This window comes from Pseudomonas sp. OF001 (assembly GCF_904426495.1).
Taxonomy (GTDB): Bacteria; Pseudomonadota; Gammaproteobacteria; order Pseudomonadales; family Pseudomonadaceae; genus Geopseudomonas.
Genome location: NZ_CAJGBM010000001.1, coordinates 378685 through 396235, shown reverse-complemented (window position 1 = coordinate 396235; position 17551 = coordinate 378685). Strand labels below are relative to the sequence as shown.

Here is a 17551-nt window from a genome sequence, read left to right as displayed (position 1 = left end):
CGGGTGAACAGTATGTGAAAAAAACGTCAAGCGCCATGATCCAGGTCCACCTCGAAGCGACAGCCATGGGGCTCGACCGGCAGCAGGGCGATCCGCCAGCCCTCCTGGGCGCAGATCCGCTGCACCAGCGACAGGCCGAGGCCGAGACCGTCGCCACGCTCGCGGTCGCCGCGCACGAAAGGCTCGAACACCGACGCGCGCATCTCCTCGGGTATTCCGGCGCCGCTGTCATCGACGCTGAAGCCATGGGTCGACAGGCTCAGGCAGATCCGCCCGCTGTCGGTGTAGTGCCAGGCGTTGCGCAGCAGGTTGCCCAGTACCGCGCGCAGCAGCGGCGCGTTGTAGGGGTGGCCGGCCGGCGCCTCCGGGCCCGGCCGATAGTCCAGCCGCAGGCCCTTGGCCTCGATCGGCTCGCGCCACTGCGCCACCAGCTCGTCGGCCACCTCGCGCAGGCTCGCCCGCGGTGCGCCGCCGCCCTGGGCGGATTGCGCGCGGGCCAGCTGCAGGAAGGTCTGCACCAGCTCGCGCATCTCGGCCGTGGCCCGGGCGATGCGCTGCACCTGACGACGCCCCCGCTCGTCCAGCGCCGGACTCTCCAGCAGCAGCTCGCAGGCGCCGGCCAGCACCATCAGCGGAGTGCGCAGTTCGTGGCTGACGTCGCTGGTGAACAGCTGCTCGCGGCTGAGCGCCTGACGCAGCTGGCTGAGGGTGCCATCGAAGGCCGCCGCCAGCTGGCCGACCTCGTCGGGCGCGTAGTCGGGCGCCAGCGGCGGCGCCAGCGCCAGCAACTGGTCGCGATGACGCACCTGGCGCGCCAGGCGGCTCACCGGCGCCATCACCCGCCGCGCCAGCAGCCAGCCGAGCCCCATGGCCAGCAGCACGCTGGACAGGAAGCCCACCACCACCACCACATAGATCAGTTGCTCGCGCCGCTCGAAGTCGCTCTGGTCCTGCAGCAGCACGTAGCGGCGGCCGTCCACCTGACGCACCATGGCGTGCCAGGCCTGCTCGCCGCGGAAGACCTCGTGGAACCCCTCGCCCAACGCGGCGACATCGACCGGCAGGGCGAACTCCTCGACGCCGCCGGTGAAGTGGAACTGCTGGTCCGGGCGCGGCTGCGCGCGCCACTCGTCCATGGTCTCCATCTTCAGCAGACGGTCGAGGTCGCGCCCCAGCTGGGCGGACAGCAGGCGCTCCTCGACCACGTGGATGGTGGCCACGGTGCCCACGGCGAAGGTGCCGGCCACCAGCAGGCTCATCAGCGCGAAGGCGATGACGATGCGCTGCGCCAGGCTGGGCTTAAAGCGCATCGACACTCTCGGCCAGGCGGTAGCCGACACCGTGCACGGTGTGCAGCAGCGGGGCCGGGAAAGGCTTGTCGATCACCTGGCGCAGTTGGTGGATGTGGCTGCGCAGGCTGTCGCTGTCCGGGCAGTCGTCGCCCCACAGCGCTTCTTCCAGCGCCTCGCGGCGCAGCACGTGGGGGCTCCTCTGCATCAGCAGGGCGAGCAGCTTGAGGCCCAGCGGATTGAGCTTGAGGCGCCGGCCGGCGCGGGCCACCTCGAGGGTGTCGAGGTCGTAGCTGAGATCGGCCACCTGCAGCAGCCGGCGCGCCGCGCCCTGGCTGCGGCGCAGCACCGCCTCGATGCGCGCGGCCAGCTCGCTCATGGCGAACGGCTTGACCAGGTAGTCGTCGGCGCCGGCCTTGAAGCCCTGCAGACGGTCGTCGAGCTGGTCGCGGGCGGTGAGCATGATCACCGGCACGCTGCTGCGGCCCTCCTCGCGCAGGCGCCGGCACAGGCTGTAGCCGTCCAGGCCGGGCAGCATCACGTCGAGCACCAGCAGGTCGTAGTGCCCGCTGCTGGCCAGGTTCAGCCCCGACAGGCCGTCCTGCGCACAGTCGACGCTGTAGCCCTTGAGTTCCAGATAGTCGGCCAGGTTGGCCAGGATGTCGCGATTGTCTTCGACCAGCAGGATACGCATGCAGTCACCTCTACCGCCAGGATCGCACGGGCGGGTTAGGGAAATCTTAAGAGCCGGAAAGTTACCGCACGCCGCCCGCCTTGACACATTTTTCATGCGCCGCTCACGTCGGCATGACGTCCGCGCGCGCAGTCTGCGCGCGCTCAACCGCTTCGGACCCCGTCATGCCACAACTCCTACGCTCCGCGCCCCTGCGCTACCTGTTCCTGCTGCTGGCCTGCTGGCTGGCCCTGTTCACCCTGACCCGTGCCGCGCTGCTGCTCGGCCACTGGAGCGAGGCCGCCCTGGCGCCGCTGCAGGTCGCCGCGCTGTTCGGCACCGGCCTGCTCTACGACCTCGGCTTCCTCGCCTTCGCCGCCGCGCCGCTGGCCCTCTACCTGCTGCTGTGCCCGCCATCCCTGTGGCGCCGCCCCGGCCACCGCCTGTGGCTGCAGGCGCTGTTCGCCGTCAGCCTGTTCGCCATGCTGTTCGGCGCGCTGGCCGAATGGCTGTTCTGGGACGAGTTCGGCGTGCGCTTCAACTTCATCGCCGTCGACTACCTGGTGTACTCGGAGGAAGTGCTGCACAACATCCTCGAGTCCTATCCGGTGTTCCGCCTGCTCGGTGCCATCGCCGTCCTCGCCATCGGCCTGACCATCGCCCTGCGACCGTGCCTGCGCCGCGCGCTGGACGCTGAAATGCCGCCATTGCCCCGCCGCCTGGCCGCCTTCGCCCTGCTCGTCGCCTGCAGCGGCCTGGGTTTCGCGCTGCTCGACCAGCAGTCCCCGCGCGGCCTGGGCGGCAATGCCTACCAGCGCGAACTGGCGAGCAACGGCCCGTACCAGTTCTTCGCCGCCTTCCGCAACAACGAGCTGGACTACCCGCAGTTCTACCCGACCCTGGGCATGGACAAGGTGGCCGGCATCCTGCGCGAGGAGCTGCAGGCGCCCAACGCCCGCTTCCACGCCGGCGAACCGCTGAATATCCGCCGGCAGATCGACAACCCCGGCCCGCCGGCCCGGCTCAACGTGGTGCTGGTCACCATCGAGAGCCTGTCGGCCAGGTACCTCGGCAGCTTCGGCGACAGCCGCGGCCTGACCCCCAATCTCGACGCCCTGCGCCGGGAAAGCCTGACCTTCAGCAACTTCTACGCCACCGGCACCCGCACCGACCGCGGCCTGGAAGCCATCACCCTGTCGGTGCCGCCGACCCCGGGGCGCTCCATCGTCAAGCGCATCGGTCGCGAGAGCGGCTACGCCAGCCTCGGCCAGCAGCTCAAGGCCCACGGCTACGACAGCGTGTTCGTCTACGGCGGACGCGGCTACTTCGACAACATGAACGCCTTTTTCGGCGGCAACGGCTACCGCATCGTCGACCAGAGCAGCGTGCCCGACAGCGAGATCCACTTCGCCAACGCCTGGGGCATGGCCGACGAGGATCTCTACGCCCAGGCGATGAAGATCGCCGACGCCGACCATGCCGCCGGCAAGCCGTTCCTGCTGCAGCTGATGACCACCTCCAACCACCGCCCCTATACCTATCCGGACGGGCGCATCGACATCACTTCCGGCGACGGCCGCGAGGGGGCGGTGAAATACACCGACTGGGCCATCGGCGACTTCCTCGCCAAGGCGCGGCAGAAACCCTGGTTCGACGACACGCTGTTCGTCTTCGTCGCCGACCACTGCGCCGGCAGCGCCGGCAAGGAAGACCTGCCGGTGGCCAACTACCACATCCCGCTGTTCATCCACGCGCCCAAGTGGATCCAGCCGCGCGAGGACGGCCAGTTGGCCAGCCAGGTCGATCTGGCGCCGACCCTGCTCGGCCTGCTCGGCCTGGACTACCAGTCGACCTTCTTCGGCCGCGACCTGCGCGTGCCGGCCAGCAACCCGCCGCGCGTGCTGATCGGCAACTACCAGCACCTCGGCCTGTTCGACGGTACCGACCTGGCGATCCTCAGCCCGCCGAAGCAGATGCGCCGCCACGACGACGCGCTCGGCGCCAGCCGTGAAAACGCAGCCGCGCTCGACGATCCGCTGATCGAGCGCGACATCGCCTACTACCAGGCCGCCAGCTACGCTTTCCGCCACGGCCTGCTGACCTGGAACGGCCAGTTGCCGCCGGCGGAGTTCGGCCTGGGACAGCACACCGAGAGCGCGCGCCGATGAACCACTCGACTCCGGGCGCCTCGCGCCCGCTGCGCATCGGGCTGGCCCTCGTCCTGCCCGCGACGCTGATCGCCCTGCTCCTGCTGGTCGAGCCGACCCGGCTCGACTTCGCCATCTCCGACCTGTTCTACCGGCCGGGCGTCGGCTTCGCCGGCAAGCACAGCTACTGGCTGGAGAACGTCCTCCACGACCGCGCCAAGCAGGGGGTGATCCTCATCGGCGTGCTGGCCATCGCCGGCCTGCTGGCCAGCTGGCTGCACCGGCCGTGGGCCGCCTGGCGGCGGCCGCTCGGCTATGTGGTGCTGGCCATGGCGCTGTCCACCGCCATCGTCAGCCCGGTGAAGACCCTCACCGGCGTGCATTGCCCCTGGGATCTGACCCGCTACGGCGGCGCGGAAACCTACACGCCGCTGCTCGCCGAGCGCGCCCCGGTGGTCGACAGCCCCGGCCGCTGCTGGCCGGGCGGCCACGCCAGCAGCGGCTTCACCCTGTTCGCCCTGTACTTCGTCCTGCGCGACCGCCGGCCACGCCTGGCCCGCGCCGCCCTGCTGTTCGCCCTGGGACTGGGTTCGCTGTTCTCCGTCGGCCGGGTCATGCAGGGCGCGCACTTCCTGTCGCACAACCTGTGGACCGCGCTGTTCGACTGGATGATCTGCCTGGGCTGCTATCGCCTGCTGCTCTACCGTCCGGCAGCGGCGCTGCAGCCGGCTCCCCCGTTCGAGACGGCGCCCCGGCGCTGACTCACGGGCAATAAAAAACCCCGCGCCAGAGGCGCGGGGTTTTCGTTACGGGCGGAAGGCCGGTCGGCTTACATCATGCCGCCCATGCCACCCATGCCGCCCATGTCCGGCATGGCCGGAGCGGCCTTGTCTTCCGGAATGTCGGCGACCATGGCTTCGGTGGTGACCATCAGGCCGGCGATGGAGGCAGCCGACTGCAGGGCAGTACGGGTCACCTTGGCCGGGTCGAGGATGCCCATCTCGATCATGTCGCCGTACACGCCGGTGGCGGCGTTGTAGCCGAAGTTGCCGCTACCCTGCTTGACCTTGTCGACCACCACGCTCGGCTCGTCGCCGGCATTGGCGACGATCTGGCGCAGCGGCGCCTCGACGGCGCGACGCAGCAGGGCGATACCGACGTTCTGGTCTTCGTTGTCGCCCTTCAGGCCTTCGATGGCCTGCAGGGAACGCACCAGGGCGACGCCGCCGCCAGGCACCACGCCTTCTTCCACGGCAGCGCGGGTGGCGTGCAGGGCGTCTTCGACGCGGGCCTTCTTCTCTTTCATCTCGACTTCGGTGGCAGCGCCGACCTTGATCACGGCAACACCGCCGGCCAGCTTGGCCAGGCGCTCTTGCAGCTTCTCGCGGTCGTAGTCGGAGGTGGTTTCCTCGACCTGCTTGCGGATCTGCGCCACGCGGGCTTCGATGTCGGCCTGGGCGCCGGCACCGTCGATGATGGTGGTGTTTTCCTTGTTCAGGACCACGCGCTTGGCGTTGCCCAGGTGCTCCAGACCGGCGCCTTCCAGCGACAGGCCGACTTCCTCGGAGATCACGGTGCCGCCGGTCAGGATGGCGATGTCCTGCAGCATGGCCTTGCGGCGATCGCCGAAGCCCGGAGCCTTGACGGCGGCGACCTTGACGATGCCGCGCATGTTGTTGACCACCAGGGTGGCCAGGGCTTCGCCCTCGACGTCCTCGGCGACGATCAGCAGCGGACGGCCGGCCTTGGCGACGGCTTCCAGCACCGGCAGCATTTCGCGGATGTTGGAGATCTTCTTGTCGACCAGCAGCAGCAGCGGGTTTTCCAGCTCGGCGGACATGGTGTCCGGCTTGTTGACGAAGTACGGCGACAGGTAGCCGCGGTCGAACTGCATGCCCTCGACGACCGACAGCTCGTTCTCCAGGCCCGAGCCTTCCTCGACGGTGATCACGCCTTCCTTGCCGACCTTGTCCATGGCTTCGGCGATGATGTTGCCGATGGACTCGTCGGAGTTGGCGGAGATGGTGCCGACCTGGGCGATGGCCTTGGTGTCGGTGCACGGCTTGGCCAGGTCCTTCAGCTGGGCGACGATGGCGATGGTCGCCTTGTCGATGCCGCGCTTCAGGTCCATCGGGTTCATGCCGGCGGCGACGGCCTTCAGGCCCTCGTTGACGATGGCCTGGGCCAGCACGGTGGCGGTGGTGGTGCCGTCACCGGCCTGGTCGTTGGCCTTGGAGGCCACGTCCTTGACCAACTGGGCGCCCATGTTCTCGAACTTGTCCTTCAGCTCGATTTCCTTGGCCACGGACACGCCGTCCTTGGTGATCAGCGGAGCGCCGAAGCTCTTGTCCAGCACCACGTTGCGGCCTTTCGGGCCGAGGGTGGCCTTGACGGCGTCGGCCAGGATGTTCACGCCGACCAGCATCTTCTTGCGAGCGGAATCGCCGAATTTGACTTCTTTAGCAGCCATGTTCTTCTAAACCTCGGATGGAATTCAGGAAATGCGCGAAAAGCGGCGGGAAATCAGTCTTCCAGGACGGCGAGGATTTCGTTCTCGCCCATCACCAGCAGGTCTTCGCCGTCGACCTTGACGGTGTTGCTGCCCGAGTACGGGCCGAACACCACCTTGTCGCCGACCTTGACGGCCAGCGGGCGCACTTCGCCGTTGTCCAGAACGCGACCGGCGCCGACAGCGACGACTTCACCGCGATTCGGTTTCTCGGCAGCGGAACCCGGCAGGACGATGCCGCCTGCGGTCTTGGTTTCTTCTTCGCTGCGACGAATCACGACGCGGTCATGCAGAGGACGAAGCTTCATTGTCGATCTCTCCTAACAGGTTGTTTCCAGCTGCCGGTGAAGTTCACCGGCGGGTTGGTAGATTCCGGCGTTGCCGGGAGCGACGCGCGGGGCACGTCGCGAAAGTCTGGGCGGTGATTGCTCGGCAATCCTGCGCTGACCGCTAGATGAGGGCCGGCCAGGGCATTTCAAGGGGCAGGACAAAAAAAATTTCAGTCGTCGTGGCGCTGCCACTCGCCCTCGATGACCTGCGGGCGCGACTGGGCTGGCTCGTGCGCCGCCTGGCCGGCCTGCGGGCGACGGCGGGCGGCGCTGCGCAGCAGACGCTGGCGCAGCGCGTGGCGGGTGAACGGCAGCAGGCAGAGGATGCCGAGAACGTCGCTGATCAAGCCGGGCAGCAGCAGCAGGAAGCCGCCGAGGGCCAGCAGCAGGCCGTCGAGCATCTCCTGCTCCGGCGCCTCGCCGGCGAGCAGGCGGGCTCGGGCGCGCCAGGCGGTGGCCGGTCCGGCGATGCGCAGCAGGAAGCCACCGGCCAGGGCGCTGGCGACCACCAGCAGCAGGGTGGCCAGCACGCCGATGTGGCTGCCGACCGCGATCAGCACGGCCAGCTCGAGCAGTGGGAAGAGGATGAAGGCGGACAGCAGTAGGCGCATCGAATCGGTTTTCCGGAACGGGCGGGACAGCCCAATGTGACACGAGATGGCGCCCGCGTCAGGCGAATTCAAGCCCGCCGCCCGCCACCCGTCGACCGAAACGCATCCGGACGCGCACCGCCACCGAGAAAATTCTTGACTATCAAGCCCGCCGATGCTGCACTGCAAAAGACGCTCAGGGAATGAATCCTCGCAGAGAATCCGTCGCAACGGACAGGGGCTCCGGAACCTCCGCAGCCACCGGCGAGGCCAACAAACAATACAAGCAGGGGGATTCCCTCATGCAACTCAAAGACAAGGTCATCATCATCACCGGCGGCGGCCAGGGCCTCGGCCGGGCCATGGCCGAATACCTTTCCTGCCGCGGTGCAAAACTGGCATTGGTCGACCTCAACCCGGAAAAACTGGACCAGGCAGTGAGCGCCTGCCAGGCCAACGGTGTCGAGGCGCGCGCCTATGTGTGCAACGTCGCCGACGAGGCGCAGGTCGAGGGCATGGTGCAGCAGGTGGCCGCCGACTTCGGCGCCATCCACGGACTGATCAACAACGCCGGCATCCTGCGCGACGGCATGCTGCTCAAGGTCAGGGACGGCGTCATCGAGAAGCTGCCGCTGGCACAGTGGCAGGCAGTGCTCGACGTCAACCTGACCGGACCCTTCCTGTGCACCCGCGAGGTGGCGGCGAAGATGATCGAACTCAAGTGCGCAGGTGCCATCGTCAACATCTCCTCGGTGTCGCGCGCCGGCAACATGGGGCAGAGCAACTATTCCGCGGCCAAGGCCGGGGTGGCCTCGCTGACCGTGGTGTGGGCCAAGGAGCTGGCGCGCCACGGCATCCGCGTCGGCGCCATCGCCCCCGGCTTCATCGGCACCGAGATGGTCGCCAGCATGAAGCCCGAGGCCCTGGAGCGCATGACCTCGGCGATCCCGCTCCGGCGTCTGGGCCAGCCCGAGGAGATCGCCCAGGCTGCCGCCTTCATCTTCGAGAGCGACTACTTCACCGGTCGCGTGCTCGAGCTGGACGGCGGCATCCGCCTGTAAGGCCGACAGCGGCAGGCGGACGCTCCGGCGTCCGCCCTACCAGCCGACGCCGAAACCGAGGCTGTAGGTCGCCTCGTCGACGTCGCCCTGCTCGCCGCGCAGCTGGTCCCACTCGCCCTTGAGGTGCAGCGAGGCCCAGCTGTTGAGCTTGTAGCGCAGCCCCAGGTCGCTCTCCAGCTTGTAGTCGATGGCGTCGACGAAGGGCGCGCCCAGCTCGCCATGGCTGAACAGCTCGAAGCGCTTGCCCAGCAGGAAGCGGTTGTAGTCCCACTTGAAGCCCAGCGCGTAGAGGTGTTCCTTGCCGCCGGCGGCGAAGGCCAGGTCGTGGCGGTTGAGCAGCGACACCAGCGAGAAGGCGCCCAGCTCGTTGTCCCAGAACTGGTAGCCGGGACCGCTGCCCAGGGTGCGCTGGATCGCCACCTCCTCGATGCGGTCGCGCTCGTACTCGAACTTGCCCTGCCAGAACCAGTGCTCGTCGAGGAAGCGGTCGAGGGCGTACTCGGCGCCGACGCTGTCCTCGGTCTCCACCTCGTCCTTCGACTCGCGGTCGTAGCTGGCGCTGAGATTGTGCCGCCAGTCGCCGTGACGGGCCTTGGTGCGCAGATCGACGTCGAACTCCTCGACATCCTTCTCGGCCCGCTCGTACTCGACGGCGAAGTCCGCGCTGCCGCTCCACACCCAGTCCTCCACCAGCGGCCGCGGCGGCAGGATCTGCTGCACCGCAGCGAGTTCGACGCTGCGCGCCGCACCGTTGACCAGCTCGACCCGGCCATCGGCGGCGCGACGCAGGCCGCGGGCGTGCTCGCCCTCGCCGTCGTCCAGCTTGACCAGCAGGGCCTGGTCGCTTTCCAGGCTGGCCACCTGCCGCCAGTCCAGAGTCACGCTGCCGGCATAGTCGGTCTTGAGCAGCAGCTTGCCGCCATCGAACAGCTGGATCCGCCCGCTCAGGCGGTCGCCGTTCTTCAGCCAGACGGTATCGGCCAGGGCCGGAGTGACCAGCAGGGACAGGATGACGGACAGCAGCAGGATCGGCAGGCGCATGGGAACGAGGGTCGACGAGCGGAAAGCGCGCCATTATCCGGAGCCGTGGCTGGCGGGCAAGCCACGGCCGTCGTACGGTAGCGGACGCTGCAGGCGGACCGGACCGGGAGTATGCTCCATGCCTTCGCCCCCACCGAGAACCGCCCATGCCTGTCCCTGCCGACCCGCGTCGCGCCGCGCTGTACGCCGTGCTGGCCCAGGTGCCGCCCGGACGGGTGGTCAGCTACGGCCAGCTCGCCGCCCTGGCCGGCCTGGGCCGCGCGGCCCGCTGGGTGGGCCGCTGCCTCGCCCAGCTGCCGCAGGACAGCGCCCTGCCCTGGCACCGGGTGGTGGCTGCCGGCGGACGCCTGAGCCTGCCGGCCGGCTCGCCCGCCGGCGACGAGCAGCGCCGCCGTCTCGCCGCCGAAGGCGTGGTGCTGCTCGGCGAACGCCTCGACATCCGTCGCCACGGCTGGCATCCCGCTGGCCAGAGCGGTTAGAGTGCAGGTTTTGCCCCGGATCTCCATGCAGCGCTCCATGCCCCGTCGAACCTGGCGCGAAGCCTTCGCCACCTATGCCAGCCCCTCCGCCCTGGCGCTCCTGCTGCTCGGCTTCGCCGCCGGCCTGCCGATGGTGCTGGTGTTCTCCACCCTGTCGGTATGGCTGCGCGAGGCCGGCGTGGCGCGCGAGACCATCGGCTACGCCAGCCTGATCGGCCTGGCCTACGCCTTCAAGTGGGTGTGGTCGCCGCTGCTCGACCAGTGGCGCCTGCCGCTGCTCGGCCGCCTCGGCCGGCGCCGCTCCTGGCTGGCGCTGTCGCAGCTGATGGTGGCCGTCGGTCTGGCCGGCATGGCGCTGTTCGACCCACAGACCCACCTGGCCTGGCTGATCGCCGTCGCCGTGCTGGTGGCCTTCGCTTCCGCCACCCTGGACATCGCCCTCGACGCCTACCGCCTGGAGATCGCCGAGGATACCCAGCAGGCCGCGCTGGCGGCCTGCTACACCACCGGCTACCGGGTGGCCATGCTGCTGGCCACCGCCGGCGCGCTGTTCGTCGCCGAGGGCTTCGGCTCGACCGGCGGCAACTACCTGTACCCGGCCTGGGCCAGCACCTACCTACTGTTCGCCCTGCTGATGCTGCCCGGCCTGCTCACCACCCTGTGGATGCGCGAGCCGCCGCTGCCGGCACCGCTGCAGCAGGCGGCCAGCCGCTACGGCCTGAGCCACCAGCTGATCTCGGTGCTGGTGCTGATCGTGCTGCTGATCTCGGTGCCGGCGATGTTCACCCAGCTCTACCACAGCGGCGTGGACGGAGTGTTCAGCAGCCAGGTGACCCTGCTCGACCTGCTGCTCGACGACCGCGCCTTCCTGCGCTTCACCCTGTACACCGTGCTCACCCTGCTGTGCCTGTCGCCGTTCGGCCGCCGCGGCCTGGCGCCGGTGCTCACCCCGATCAGCGACTTCATCCACCGCTACCGCTGGCAGGCGCTGGTCCTCCTCGGCCTGATCGCCACCTACCGCATGTCGGACACCGTCATGGGCGTGATGGCCAACGTGTTCTACGTCGACCTCGGCTTCAGCAAGGACCAGATCGCCAGCGTCAGCAAGCTGTTCGGCTTGGTGATGACCCTGCTCGGTGCCGGTGTCGGCGGCGTGCTGATCGCCCGCTTCGGCATCCTGCCGATCCTGTTCGTCGGCGGCCTGGCCTCGGCGGCGACCAACCTGCTGTTCGCCCTGCTCTCCGGCATGGGCCCCAACCTCGAGATGCTGATGCTGACCATCTCGGTGGACAACTTCAGCGGCGGCCTGGCCACCGCGGCCTTCGTCGCCTACCTGTCGAGCCTGACCAACCTGCAGTTCTCCGCCACCCAGTACGCGCTGCTCAGCTCGATCATGCTGCTGCTGCCGCGCCTGATGGGCGGCTACTCCGGGGTGCTGGTCGAGAAGCTCGGCTACGCCGACTTCTTCCTGGTCACCGCGCTGATCGGCATCCCCACCCTGCTGCTGATCGGCCTGCAGTGGGGCCGCGAGCGCCGCCAGCCGGCCACCGCCTCCGCCGGCGAGCCGCCGCAGGGCTCCTGACCGGCAGAAACGCCAAGGGCCAGCCCTGCGGCTGGCCCTCGGACAACGGACGACCGGAAGCGCGGCCGATCAGTCGCGGAAGTTGTTGAACTGCAGCGGCATGCCCAGCTCCTGGGTGCGCAGCAGGGCGATGGCCTCCTGCAGGTCGTCGCGCTTCTTGCCGGTGACGCGCACCTGCTCGCCCTGGATGGCGGCCTGGACCTTGAGCTTGGCATCCTTGATCAGCGCGACTATCTTCTTGGCCAGCTCCTTGTCGATGCCTTCGCGCATGGTCACTTCCTGCTTGACCACCTTGCCGGACGCATAGGGATCCTTGTACTCCAGGCACTGGATGTCGATCTTGCGCTTGACCAGCGCCAGCTTGAGGATCTCGATCATCTGCTCAAGCATGAACTCGGCCTCGGCGGTCAGGGTGACCGTCTTTTCCTTGAACTCGAAACTGCCCTTGCCGCGCAGGTCGTAGCGGCGATCCAGCTCCTTGATGGCATTGTCGACGGCGTTGGTGACTTCGTGCTTGTCCAGCTCGGACACGATGTCGAACGAGGGCATGGTTACTCTCCGATGAACGGCGCGACCGGGTTCACGGATGCGTCGCGCCTGGCTTGACGTAAAAAATGAAGGGTCATTATAACTGAGCTCCCGTTCGGTGCCGCTCGCAAGCACCGCCCCGACGATCAGCCGAGCCCCAGGCCATGCCCAATCCCAATCTCAGCATCATGGTGGTGGACGATGCCCGGTTTTCCAGCGCCCTGATCTGCCGCGTACTGCAGCAGGCAGGCTATCGCGACATCCGCATCGCCGGCAGCGCCCGCGAGGCCCTCGAAGCGCTCCAGCAACGGCCGGCCAACGTGCTGCTGGTGGACTGGATGATGCCGGAGATGGACGGCCTGCAGATGACCGCACAGGTCCGCCAGCTCGACGAGTCCGGCGAGCACTACACCTACGTCATCCTGCTCACCGGCAGCGACGCCAAGAACATCCTCGGCGCCGCCTTCGGCCGCGGCGTCGACGACTTCGTCAGCAAGTCCACGGTCAGCGAGCAGCTGCTGCCGCGGGTTCTGGCCGCCGAACGCCTGTGCGCCACCCTGCAGCGCCTGCTGCAGGAAAAGCGCCAGCTGGCGCACAACCTCAGCCATCTGGAACAGCGCAACGTGATCGACCCGCTGACCGGCCTAGGCAACCAGCGCTTCCTGCAGCAGCACCTCGGCAGCGCCCTGCGCCAGCTCGAGTCGCGCGGTGGTGCGCTGTGCTACCTGCTGATCGGCCTGGAGAATCCCGGCAACGGCCACGGCGAGGGCCTGCAGCGCGAGCTGCTCTATCACGTCGCCCGCCGTCTGCAGCAGATGCTGCGCCCGCTCGACGCGGTGGCACGCCTCGACGACCGCCACTTCGCCGTGGTCGCCATGGTCGACGACCTGCGCGAATGCGGCCACGGCAGCTTCCGCCGGCTGCACGAGGGACTCAACCGCAAGGCGCTGAAGACCAGCGAGGGCTTCATCACTCCGCAGGCCACCATCGCCATGATCGGCGTCGAAAGCCGCGACTGCCCGGTAGGCGTCGAACAACTGATGCGCCAGGCCGCGGCGCAGCTGGAGGAGGCCCGCGGCAGCGGGCGCATCGCCTGCAGCCGCCTGCAGCGCTCGGCCGCCGCCAGCCCGTGACCAGCACCTGGCATGTGCTCGGCAGCGGCAGCCTCGGCGGCCTGTGGGCGGCCCGCCTCGCCGCGGCCGGCCTGCCGGTCGAGCTGCTGCTGCGCGATCGCCAGCGGCTCGCCGAGTACCGGGCAGCCGGCGGCCTGACCTTCGAGCGTGACGGCCACTGCCGGCAGCTCGCCCTGCCGGCGCAACCCCTCGACGAACCCGCGCCGATCCGCCGCCTGCTGCTGGCCAGCAAGGCCTATGACGCAGCCGCGGCTGCGCGCGCCCTGCGCCCGCGCCTGGCTCCCGGCGCCGAAGTGATCCTGCTGCAGAACGGCCTGGGCAGCCAGGACGCTGTCGCGGCGCTGCTGCCGCAGGCACGCTGCATCTTCGCCTCCAGCACCGAAGGCGCCTTCCGCCGCCGCGACTTCCATGTGGTGTTCGCCGGCAGCGGGCATACCTGGCTCGGCACGGCGCCGCCCACGCCATCCCCCGGCTGGCTGGGAGAACTGGCCCAGGCCGGCATCCCGGCCAGCTGGAGCGACGACATCCTCGCCCGCCTGTGGCGCAAGCTGGCGCTGAACTGCGCGATCAATCCGCTGACCGTGCTGCACGACTGCCGCAACGGCGGTCTGCAGGCGCATGCCGTGGAAGTGGCCGCGCTGTGCCGCGAACTGGTCGAGCTGCTGACCGCTTGCGGCCAGGCCGCCGCGGCCGATGGCCTGCAGACCGAGGTGGAGCGGGTGATTGCCGCCACCGCCGCCAACTACTCGTCGATGTACCAGGACGTCGCTGCCGGGCGGCGCACCGAGATCGCCTACCTGCTCGGCCACGCCTGTCGCGAAGCGCAGCGCCGCGGGCTCGAGCTGCCGCGACTGGAAGATCTCGCCCGCCGCCTGCGCGCCCATCTGGCCGCGCGCGGATTGCCGCAGGACTGACGGCCCGCTACCCTGCCGGCTCGCGCTTGCAGCCAACAGGACCATCAGCATGGGCTACCGTCTGTCGAAGATCTACACCCGCACCGGCGATGCCGGCGAGACCGGCCTGGCCGACGGCCGCCGGGTGACCAAGGACCATCCGCGCATCGAGGCCATGGGCGAGGTCGATACCCTCAACAGCCAGCTCGGCCTGCTGCTCGCCGAACTGGCCGAGCAGGCAGCCCTGCGGCCCGGGCTGGCGGAAGTCATCGAAACTCTGGCGCCCTGCCAGCACCGCCTGTTCGACCTCGGCGGCGAGCTGGCGATGCCCGAGTACCAGGCGCTGAATGTCGCGGAAGTGGCGCGCCTGGAGCAGGCCATCGACGCCTGGAACACCGAGGTCGGGCCGCTGGAGAACTTCATCCTGCCCGGCGGCTCGCGCCTGGTGGCCCAGGCCCATGTCTGCCGCAGTTTCGCGCGCAGCGCCGAGCGTCGCTGCCAGCACCTCAACGCGGTGGAGCCGCTGCGCGGCGAGTGCCTGGCCTATCTCAACCGCCTGTCCGACCTGCTGTTCGTCGGCGCGCGGCTGATCGCCCGCCGCCAGCAGGTCGACGAGGTGCTCTGGCAGGCGGCGGAGCGCGACGCGTGAAGCCCGAGGACCTGTTGCTGCTGGTCAGTCGGCCGATGCCGTTCGGCAAGTACCAGGGACGGCTGATCAGCGAGCTGCCCGGCCACTATCTGGCCTGGTTCGCCCGCGAGGGCTTCCCGCGCGGCGAACTGGGCCGCCTGCTGGCGCTGATGCACGAGATCGACCACAACGGCCTGCGCGCCCTGCTGGAGCCGCTGCGCCGGCCAATACAGCAGCCGTAGGGCAGGAAAACCGCACAGCGGCTTTCTACCGACGCACCTCGTCAGCGGGCCGCACGGTGGGCAATCGCTGCGCGAGTTGCCCTACCGCAACCGCCCGACATGGCTGCCGGCTCCGCCACTCAATCCGGCCAGAACGCGCGGATGCCGGCCACGCCCTGGGCGCCGGCCTGCCAGGCCCGCGCCTGCTCGCCCGGGCCGACCCCGCCGAGCAGGTACACCGGCTGGTTGAAGCCGCGGATCAGCTCGGCGGCCGAATCCCAGCCCAGCGGCGCGGCCTCGGGATGGGTCTGCGTCGCCTGCACGGGCGACAGGGTGACGAAGTCGACACCCATCTGCGCCGCCAGCGCCAGCTCCTCGGCATCGTGGCAGGATGCCGCCAGCCAGCGCTCGCGGGGGAACGGCCGGCCGTTGGCCGCGTACTTGCGCAGCTGCGCGGCGGTCAGGTGCCAGCCGGCGGCGGGGAAGTCGCCCAGCCACTCCAGCGGCCCCTTGAGCATCAGCTGCGCCTTGCCGGCGCACAGACCCTGGATGTCGGTGGCCAGGTCGCGGTACTCGGGGCTGTACATGTTCGGCGCGCGCAGCTGCAGCAGGCGGATGCCGTCGGCCAGCGCCCGGCGCACGCCACGCAGCAGCTCGGCGGGCTCCAGGTCGTCGGGCGTGATCAGGTAGTGTGCCGGCAGACGCGCGGCGGCGACGATCGGCCGGTTGGCTTCGGGAAACTCGTAGTCGGGCAGCTCACGCGGCGCCACCCAGGCCAGCGGCTGGCCCTCGCGGCCATGCGGCTCGCCAGTGAAGGCGCCGACCTCGTGGACGTCGAGCAGCACCGCCAGGTCGGGATAGTCGTGACGCACCTGGATCAGCGGGCGCGAGGCGATCACGTCGATGCCCAGCTCCTCATGCAGCTCGCGCGCCAGCGCGACCTCCACCGCCTCGCCGGCCTCGACCTTGCCGCCGGGGAACTCCCACAGGCCGCCCTGATGCTTGTGTTCGGGACGCCGGGCGATCAGCACCCGGCCGTCGGTGCCGCGGATCACCGCCGCGGCCACGTGCAGTCGTTTCATCTCGGAATGGCTCCGCGCAGCGCGCCGCCGGCCGGCGGCGCGCTCCTGCAGGTCAGGAACGGTACTCGGCGTTGATGCGCACGTACTCGTGGGACAGGTCGGTGGTCCAGATGGTCTCGCTGCAGTCGCCGCGGCCCAGCTCGATGCGGATGCCGATTTCCTCCTGCTTCATCACCGCCGCGCCCTGCTCCTCGGTGTAGGTGGCGGCACGGCCGCCCTTGCTGGCGATGCACACCTCGCCGAGGAACACGTCGATCAGGCTGACGTCGAGGTTGGGCACGCCGGCGTAGCCGACCGCGGCGAGGATGCGCCCCCAGTTGGGGTCGGAGGCGAACAGCGCGGTCTTGATCAGCGGCGAGTGGGCCACGGCGTAGGCCACGTCCAGGCACTCCTGGTGGTTGGCGCCGCCGTTGACCTGCACGGTGACGAACTTGGTGGCACCCTCGCCGTCGCGGACGATCGCCTGGGCGACTTCCATGAACACCTCGAACACCGCCTGCTTGAGCTTGGCGTACAGCTCGCCGCTCTTCTCGGTGATTTCCGGCAGGGCAGCCTGGCCGGTGGCGATCAGCATGCAGCAGTCGTTGGTGGAGGTGTCGCCGTCGATGGTGATGCGGTTGAACGACTTGTTGGCCGCATCGCGTACCAGGTCCTGCAACACGTCGTGGGCGACCCTGGCGTCGGTGGCGATGTAGCCGAGCATGGTGGCCATGTTCGGGCGGATCATGCCGGCGCCCTTGCTGATGCCGGTGACGGTGACGGTGACGCCGTCGTGCTGGAACTGGCGGCTGGCGCCCTTGGGCAGGGTGTCGGTGGTCATGATGCCTTCGGCAGCCTGCGCCCAGTGGTCGACGCTGAGGTCGGCCAGCGCAGCCTCCAGGGCGGCCTCGATCTTCTCCACCGGCAGCGGCTCGCCGATCACCCCGGTGGAGAACGGCAGCACGGCGCTCTCGCTCACCCCGGCCAGTTCGGCCAGCTTGGCGCAGGCGCGGCGGGCGCGCACCAGGCCGTCCGGGCCGGTGCCGGCGTTGGCGTTGCCGGTGTTGGTCAGCAGGTAGCGCACCTCGCCCGCCAGGCGCTCGCGGGTGATCAGCACCGGCGCGGCGCAGAAGGCGTTGGTGGTGGTCACGCCGGCGATGGTCGAGCCCTCGGCGCAGCGCATCACCACCACGTCCTTGCGGCCGGGGCGCTTGATGCCGGCCGAGGCGATGCCGAGTTCGAAACCGGGAACCGGGTGCAGGGTGGGCAGGGGGCCAAGACCGACAGCCATGGGACAGACTCCTTGAGATGCGCGCGGCGCGTAATGAAGAGGGGACACAGTATCAAAAACGCCGCGAGCGGCAAGGCCGGTCGCGGCGCGGGCACG

At 69.3% G+C, this 17551-nt stretch carries 18 protein-coding genes; 9 read left to right on the top strand and 9 right to left on the bottom strand.

Annotated features, from left to right (window positions below; translation table 11 throughout):
• Positions 1-26: 26 nt before the first annotated feature.
• Both RA210_RS01815 and RA210_RS01810 read right to left on the bottom strand, forming a co-directional pair.
• Entirely contained in the window at positions 27-1310 is a 1284-nt protein-coding gene (locus RA210_RS01815; protein WP_136488188.1) for a sensor histidine kinase, read from the bottom strand.
• Positions 1300-1983 carry a response regulator transcription factor gene (locus RA210_RS01810; protein ID WP_136488189.1) on the bottom strand — a complete coding sequence of 228 codons (684 nt, stop codon included), beginning with the start codon at positions 1981-1983 and terminating at the stop codon, positions 1300-1302. The genes RA210_RS01815 and RA210_RS01810 overlap by 11 nt, the downstream gene beginning before the upstream one ends.
• Before the next feature lie 164 nt (positions 1984-2147).
• Here RA210_RS01810 and RA210_RS01805 point away from each other — a divergent pair, with 164 nt between their 5' ends.
• Together RA210_RS01805 and RA210_RS01800 are read left to right on the top strand one after the other, a co-directional pair.
• On the top strand, positions 2148-4130 hold the full coding sequence (locus tag RA210_RS01805; protein WP_201485191.1) for an LTA synthase family protein: 1983 nt from the start codon (positions 2148-2150) through the stop codon (positions 4128-4130).
• A complete protein-coding gene (locus RA210_RS01800; protein ID WP_136488191.1) occupies positions 4127-4870 on the top strand; it encodes a phosphatase PAP2 family protein in 744 nt (247 codons plus the stop codon). Before RA210_RS01805 ends, RA210_RS01800 begins: the two co-directional genes overlap by 4 nt.
• Before the next feature lie 68 nt (positions 4871-4938).
• Here RA210_RS01800 and groL read toward each other — a convergent pair whose 3' ends face one another.
• The 3 genes from groL to RA210_RS01785 all read right to left on the bottom strand — a co-directional run bounded on the left by groL (position 4939) and on the right by RA210_RS01785 (position 7558).
• A complete protein-coding gene (gene groL / locus RA210_RS01795) occupies positions 4939-6579 on the bottom strand; it encodes a chaperonin GroEL (RefSeq protein WP_136488192.1) in 1641 nt (546 codons plus the stop codon).
• Between the two features lie 53 nt (positions 6580-6632).
• On the bottom strand, positions 6633-6926 hold the full coding sequence (locus tag RA210_RS01790; protein ID WP_201485190.1) for a co-chaperone GroES: 294 nt from the start codon (positions 6924-6926) through the stop codon (positions 6633-6635).
• A 191-nt stretch (positions 6927-7117) separates the two neighbouring features.
• Entirely contained in the window at positions 7118-7558 is a 441-nt protein-coding gene (locus RA210_RS01785) for an FxsA family protein (RefSeq protein WP_136488193.1), read from the bottom strand.
• Between the two features lie 281 nt (positions 7559-7839).
• Between RA210_RS01785 and RA210_RS01780 the strand changes: the two genes are divergently transcribed.
• The gene (locus RA210_RS01780; RefSeq protein ID WP_136488194.1) at positions 7840-8598 is read left to right on the top strand and encodes an SDR family oxidoreductase; all 759 of its coding nucleotides are present in this window, start codon (positions 7840-7842) and stop codon (positions 8596-8598) included.
• Positions 8599-8634: 36 nt separating this feature from the next.
• On the opposite strand, the gene RA210_RS01775 is transcribed toward RA210_RS01780, so the two are convergent.
• The gene (locus RA210_RS01775; protein WP_201485189.1) at positions 8635-9639 is read right to left on the bottom strand and encodes a DUF481 domain-containing protein; all 1005 of its coding nucleotides are present in this window, start codon (positions 9637-9639) and stop codon (positions 8635-8637) included.
• Between the two features lie 146 nt (positions 9640-9785).
• On the opposite strand from RA210_RS01775, the gene RA210_RS01770 reads away from it, so the two are divergent.
• Both RA210_RS01770 and RA210_RS01765 read left to right on the top strand, forming a co-directional pair.
• Positions 9786-10118 carry an MGMT family protein gene (locus RA210_RS01770; protein WP_201485188.1) on the top strand — a complete coding sequence of 111 codons (333 nt, stop codon included), beginning with the start codon at positions 9786-9788 and terminating at the stop codon, positions 10116-10118.
• A gap of 37 nt (positions 10119-10155) precedes the next feature.
• Positions 10156-11700: an AmpG family muropeptide MFS transporter gene (locus tag RA210_RS01765; RefSeq protein ID WP_201485187.1), complete on the top strand. Its 1545-nt coding sequence runs from the start codon at positions 10156-10158 to the stop codon at positions 11698-11700.
• 69 nt (positions 11701-11769) lie between these two features.
• Here RA210_RS01765 and RA210_RS01760 read toward each other — a convergent pair whose 3' ends face one another.
• On the bottom strand, positions 11770-12249 hold the full coding sequence (locus tag RA210_RS01760; RefSeq protein WP_136488198.1) for a YajQ family cyclic di-GMP-binding protein: 480 nt from the start codon (positions 12247-12249) through the stop codon (positions 11770-11772).
• 143 nt (positions 12250-12392) lie between these two features.
• Between RA210_RS01760 and RA210_RS21665 the strand changes: the two genes are divergently transcribed.
• The 4 genes from RA210_RS21665 to RA210_RS01745 are packed head-to-tail and all read left to right on the top strand — an operon-like array spanning position 12393 to position 15124.
• Positions 12393-13361 carry a response regulator gene (locus RA210_RS21665; RefSeq protein ID WP_136488199.1) on the top strand — a complete coding sequence of 323 codons (969 nt, stop codon included), beginning with the start codon at positions 12393-12395 and terminating at the stop codon, positions 13359-13361.
• On the top strand, positions 13358-14275 hold the full coding sequence (locus RA210_RS01755) for a putative 2-dehydropantoate 2-reductase (protein ID WP_236574587.1): 918 nt from the start codon (positions 13358-13360) through the stop codon (positions 14273-14275). Before RA210_RS21665 ends, RA210_RS01755 begins: the two co-directional genes overlap by 4 nt.
• 49 nt (positions 14276-14324) lie before the next feature.
• A complete protein-coding gene (locus RA210_RS01750) occupies positions 14325-14903 on the top strand; it encodes a cob(I)yrinic acid a,c-diamide adenosyltransferase (protein WP_136488201.1) in 579 nt (192 codons plus the stop codon).
• On the top strand, positions 14900-15124 hold the full coding sequence (locus tag RA210_RS01745; RefSeq protein WP_201485185.1) for a DUF3820 family protein: 225 nt from the start codon (positions 14900-14902) through the stop codon (positions 15122-15124). The genes RA210_RS01750 and RA210_RS01745 overlap by 4 nt, the downstream gene beginning before the upstream one ends.
• A gap of 119 nt (positions 15125-15243) precedes the next feature.
• On the opposite strand, the gene RA210_RS01740 is transcribed toward RA210_RS01745, so the two are convergent.
• Together RA210_RS01740 and argJ are read right to left on the bottom strand one after the other, a co-directional pair.
• Positions 15244-16185, bottom strand: coding sequence for a Nudix family hydrolase (locus RA210_RS01740; protein WP_201485184.1), 942 nt, complete (start codon positions 16183-16185; stop codon positions 15244-15246).
• A gap of 52 nt (positions 16186-16237) precedes the next feature.
• The gene (gene argJ / locus RA210_RS01735) at positions 16238-17455 is read right to left on the bottom strand and encodes a bifunctional glutamate N-acetyltransferase/amino-acid acetyltransferase ArgJ (protein WP_201485183.1); all 1218 of its coding nucleotides are present in this window, start codon (positions 17453-17455) and stop codon (positions 16238-16240) included.
• Positions 17456-17551: the final 96 nt, after the last annotated feature.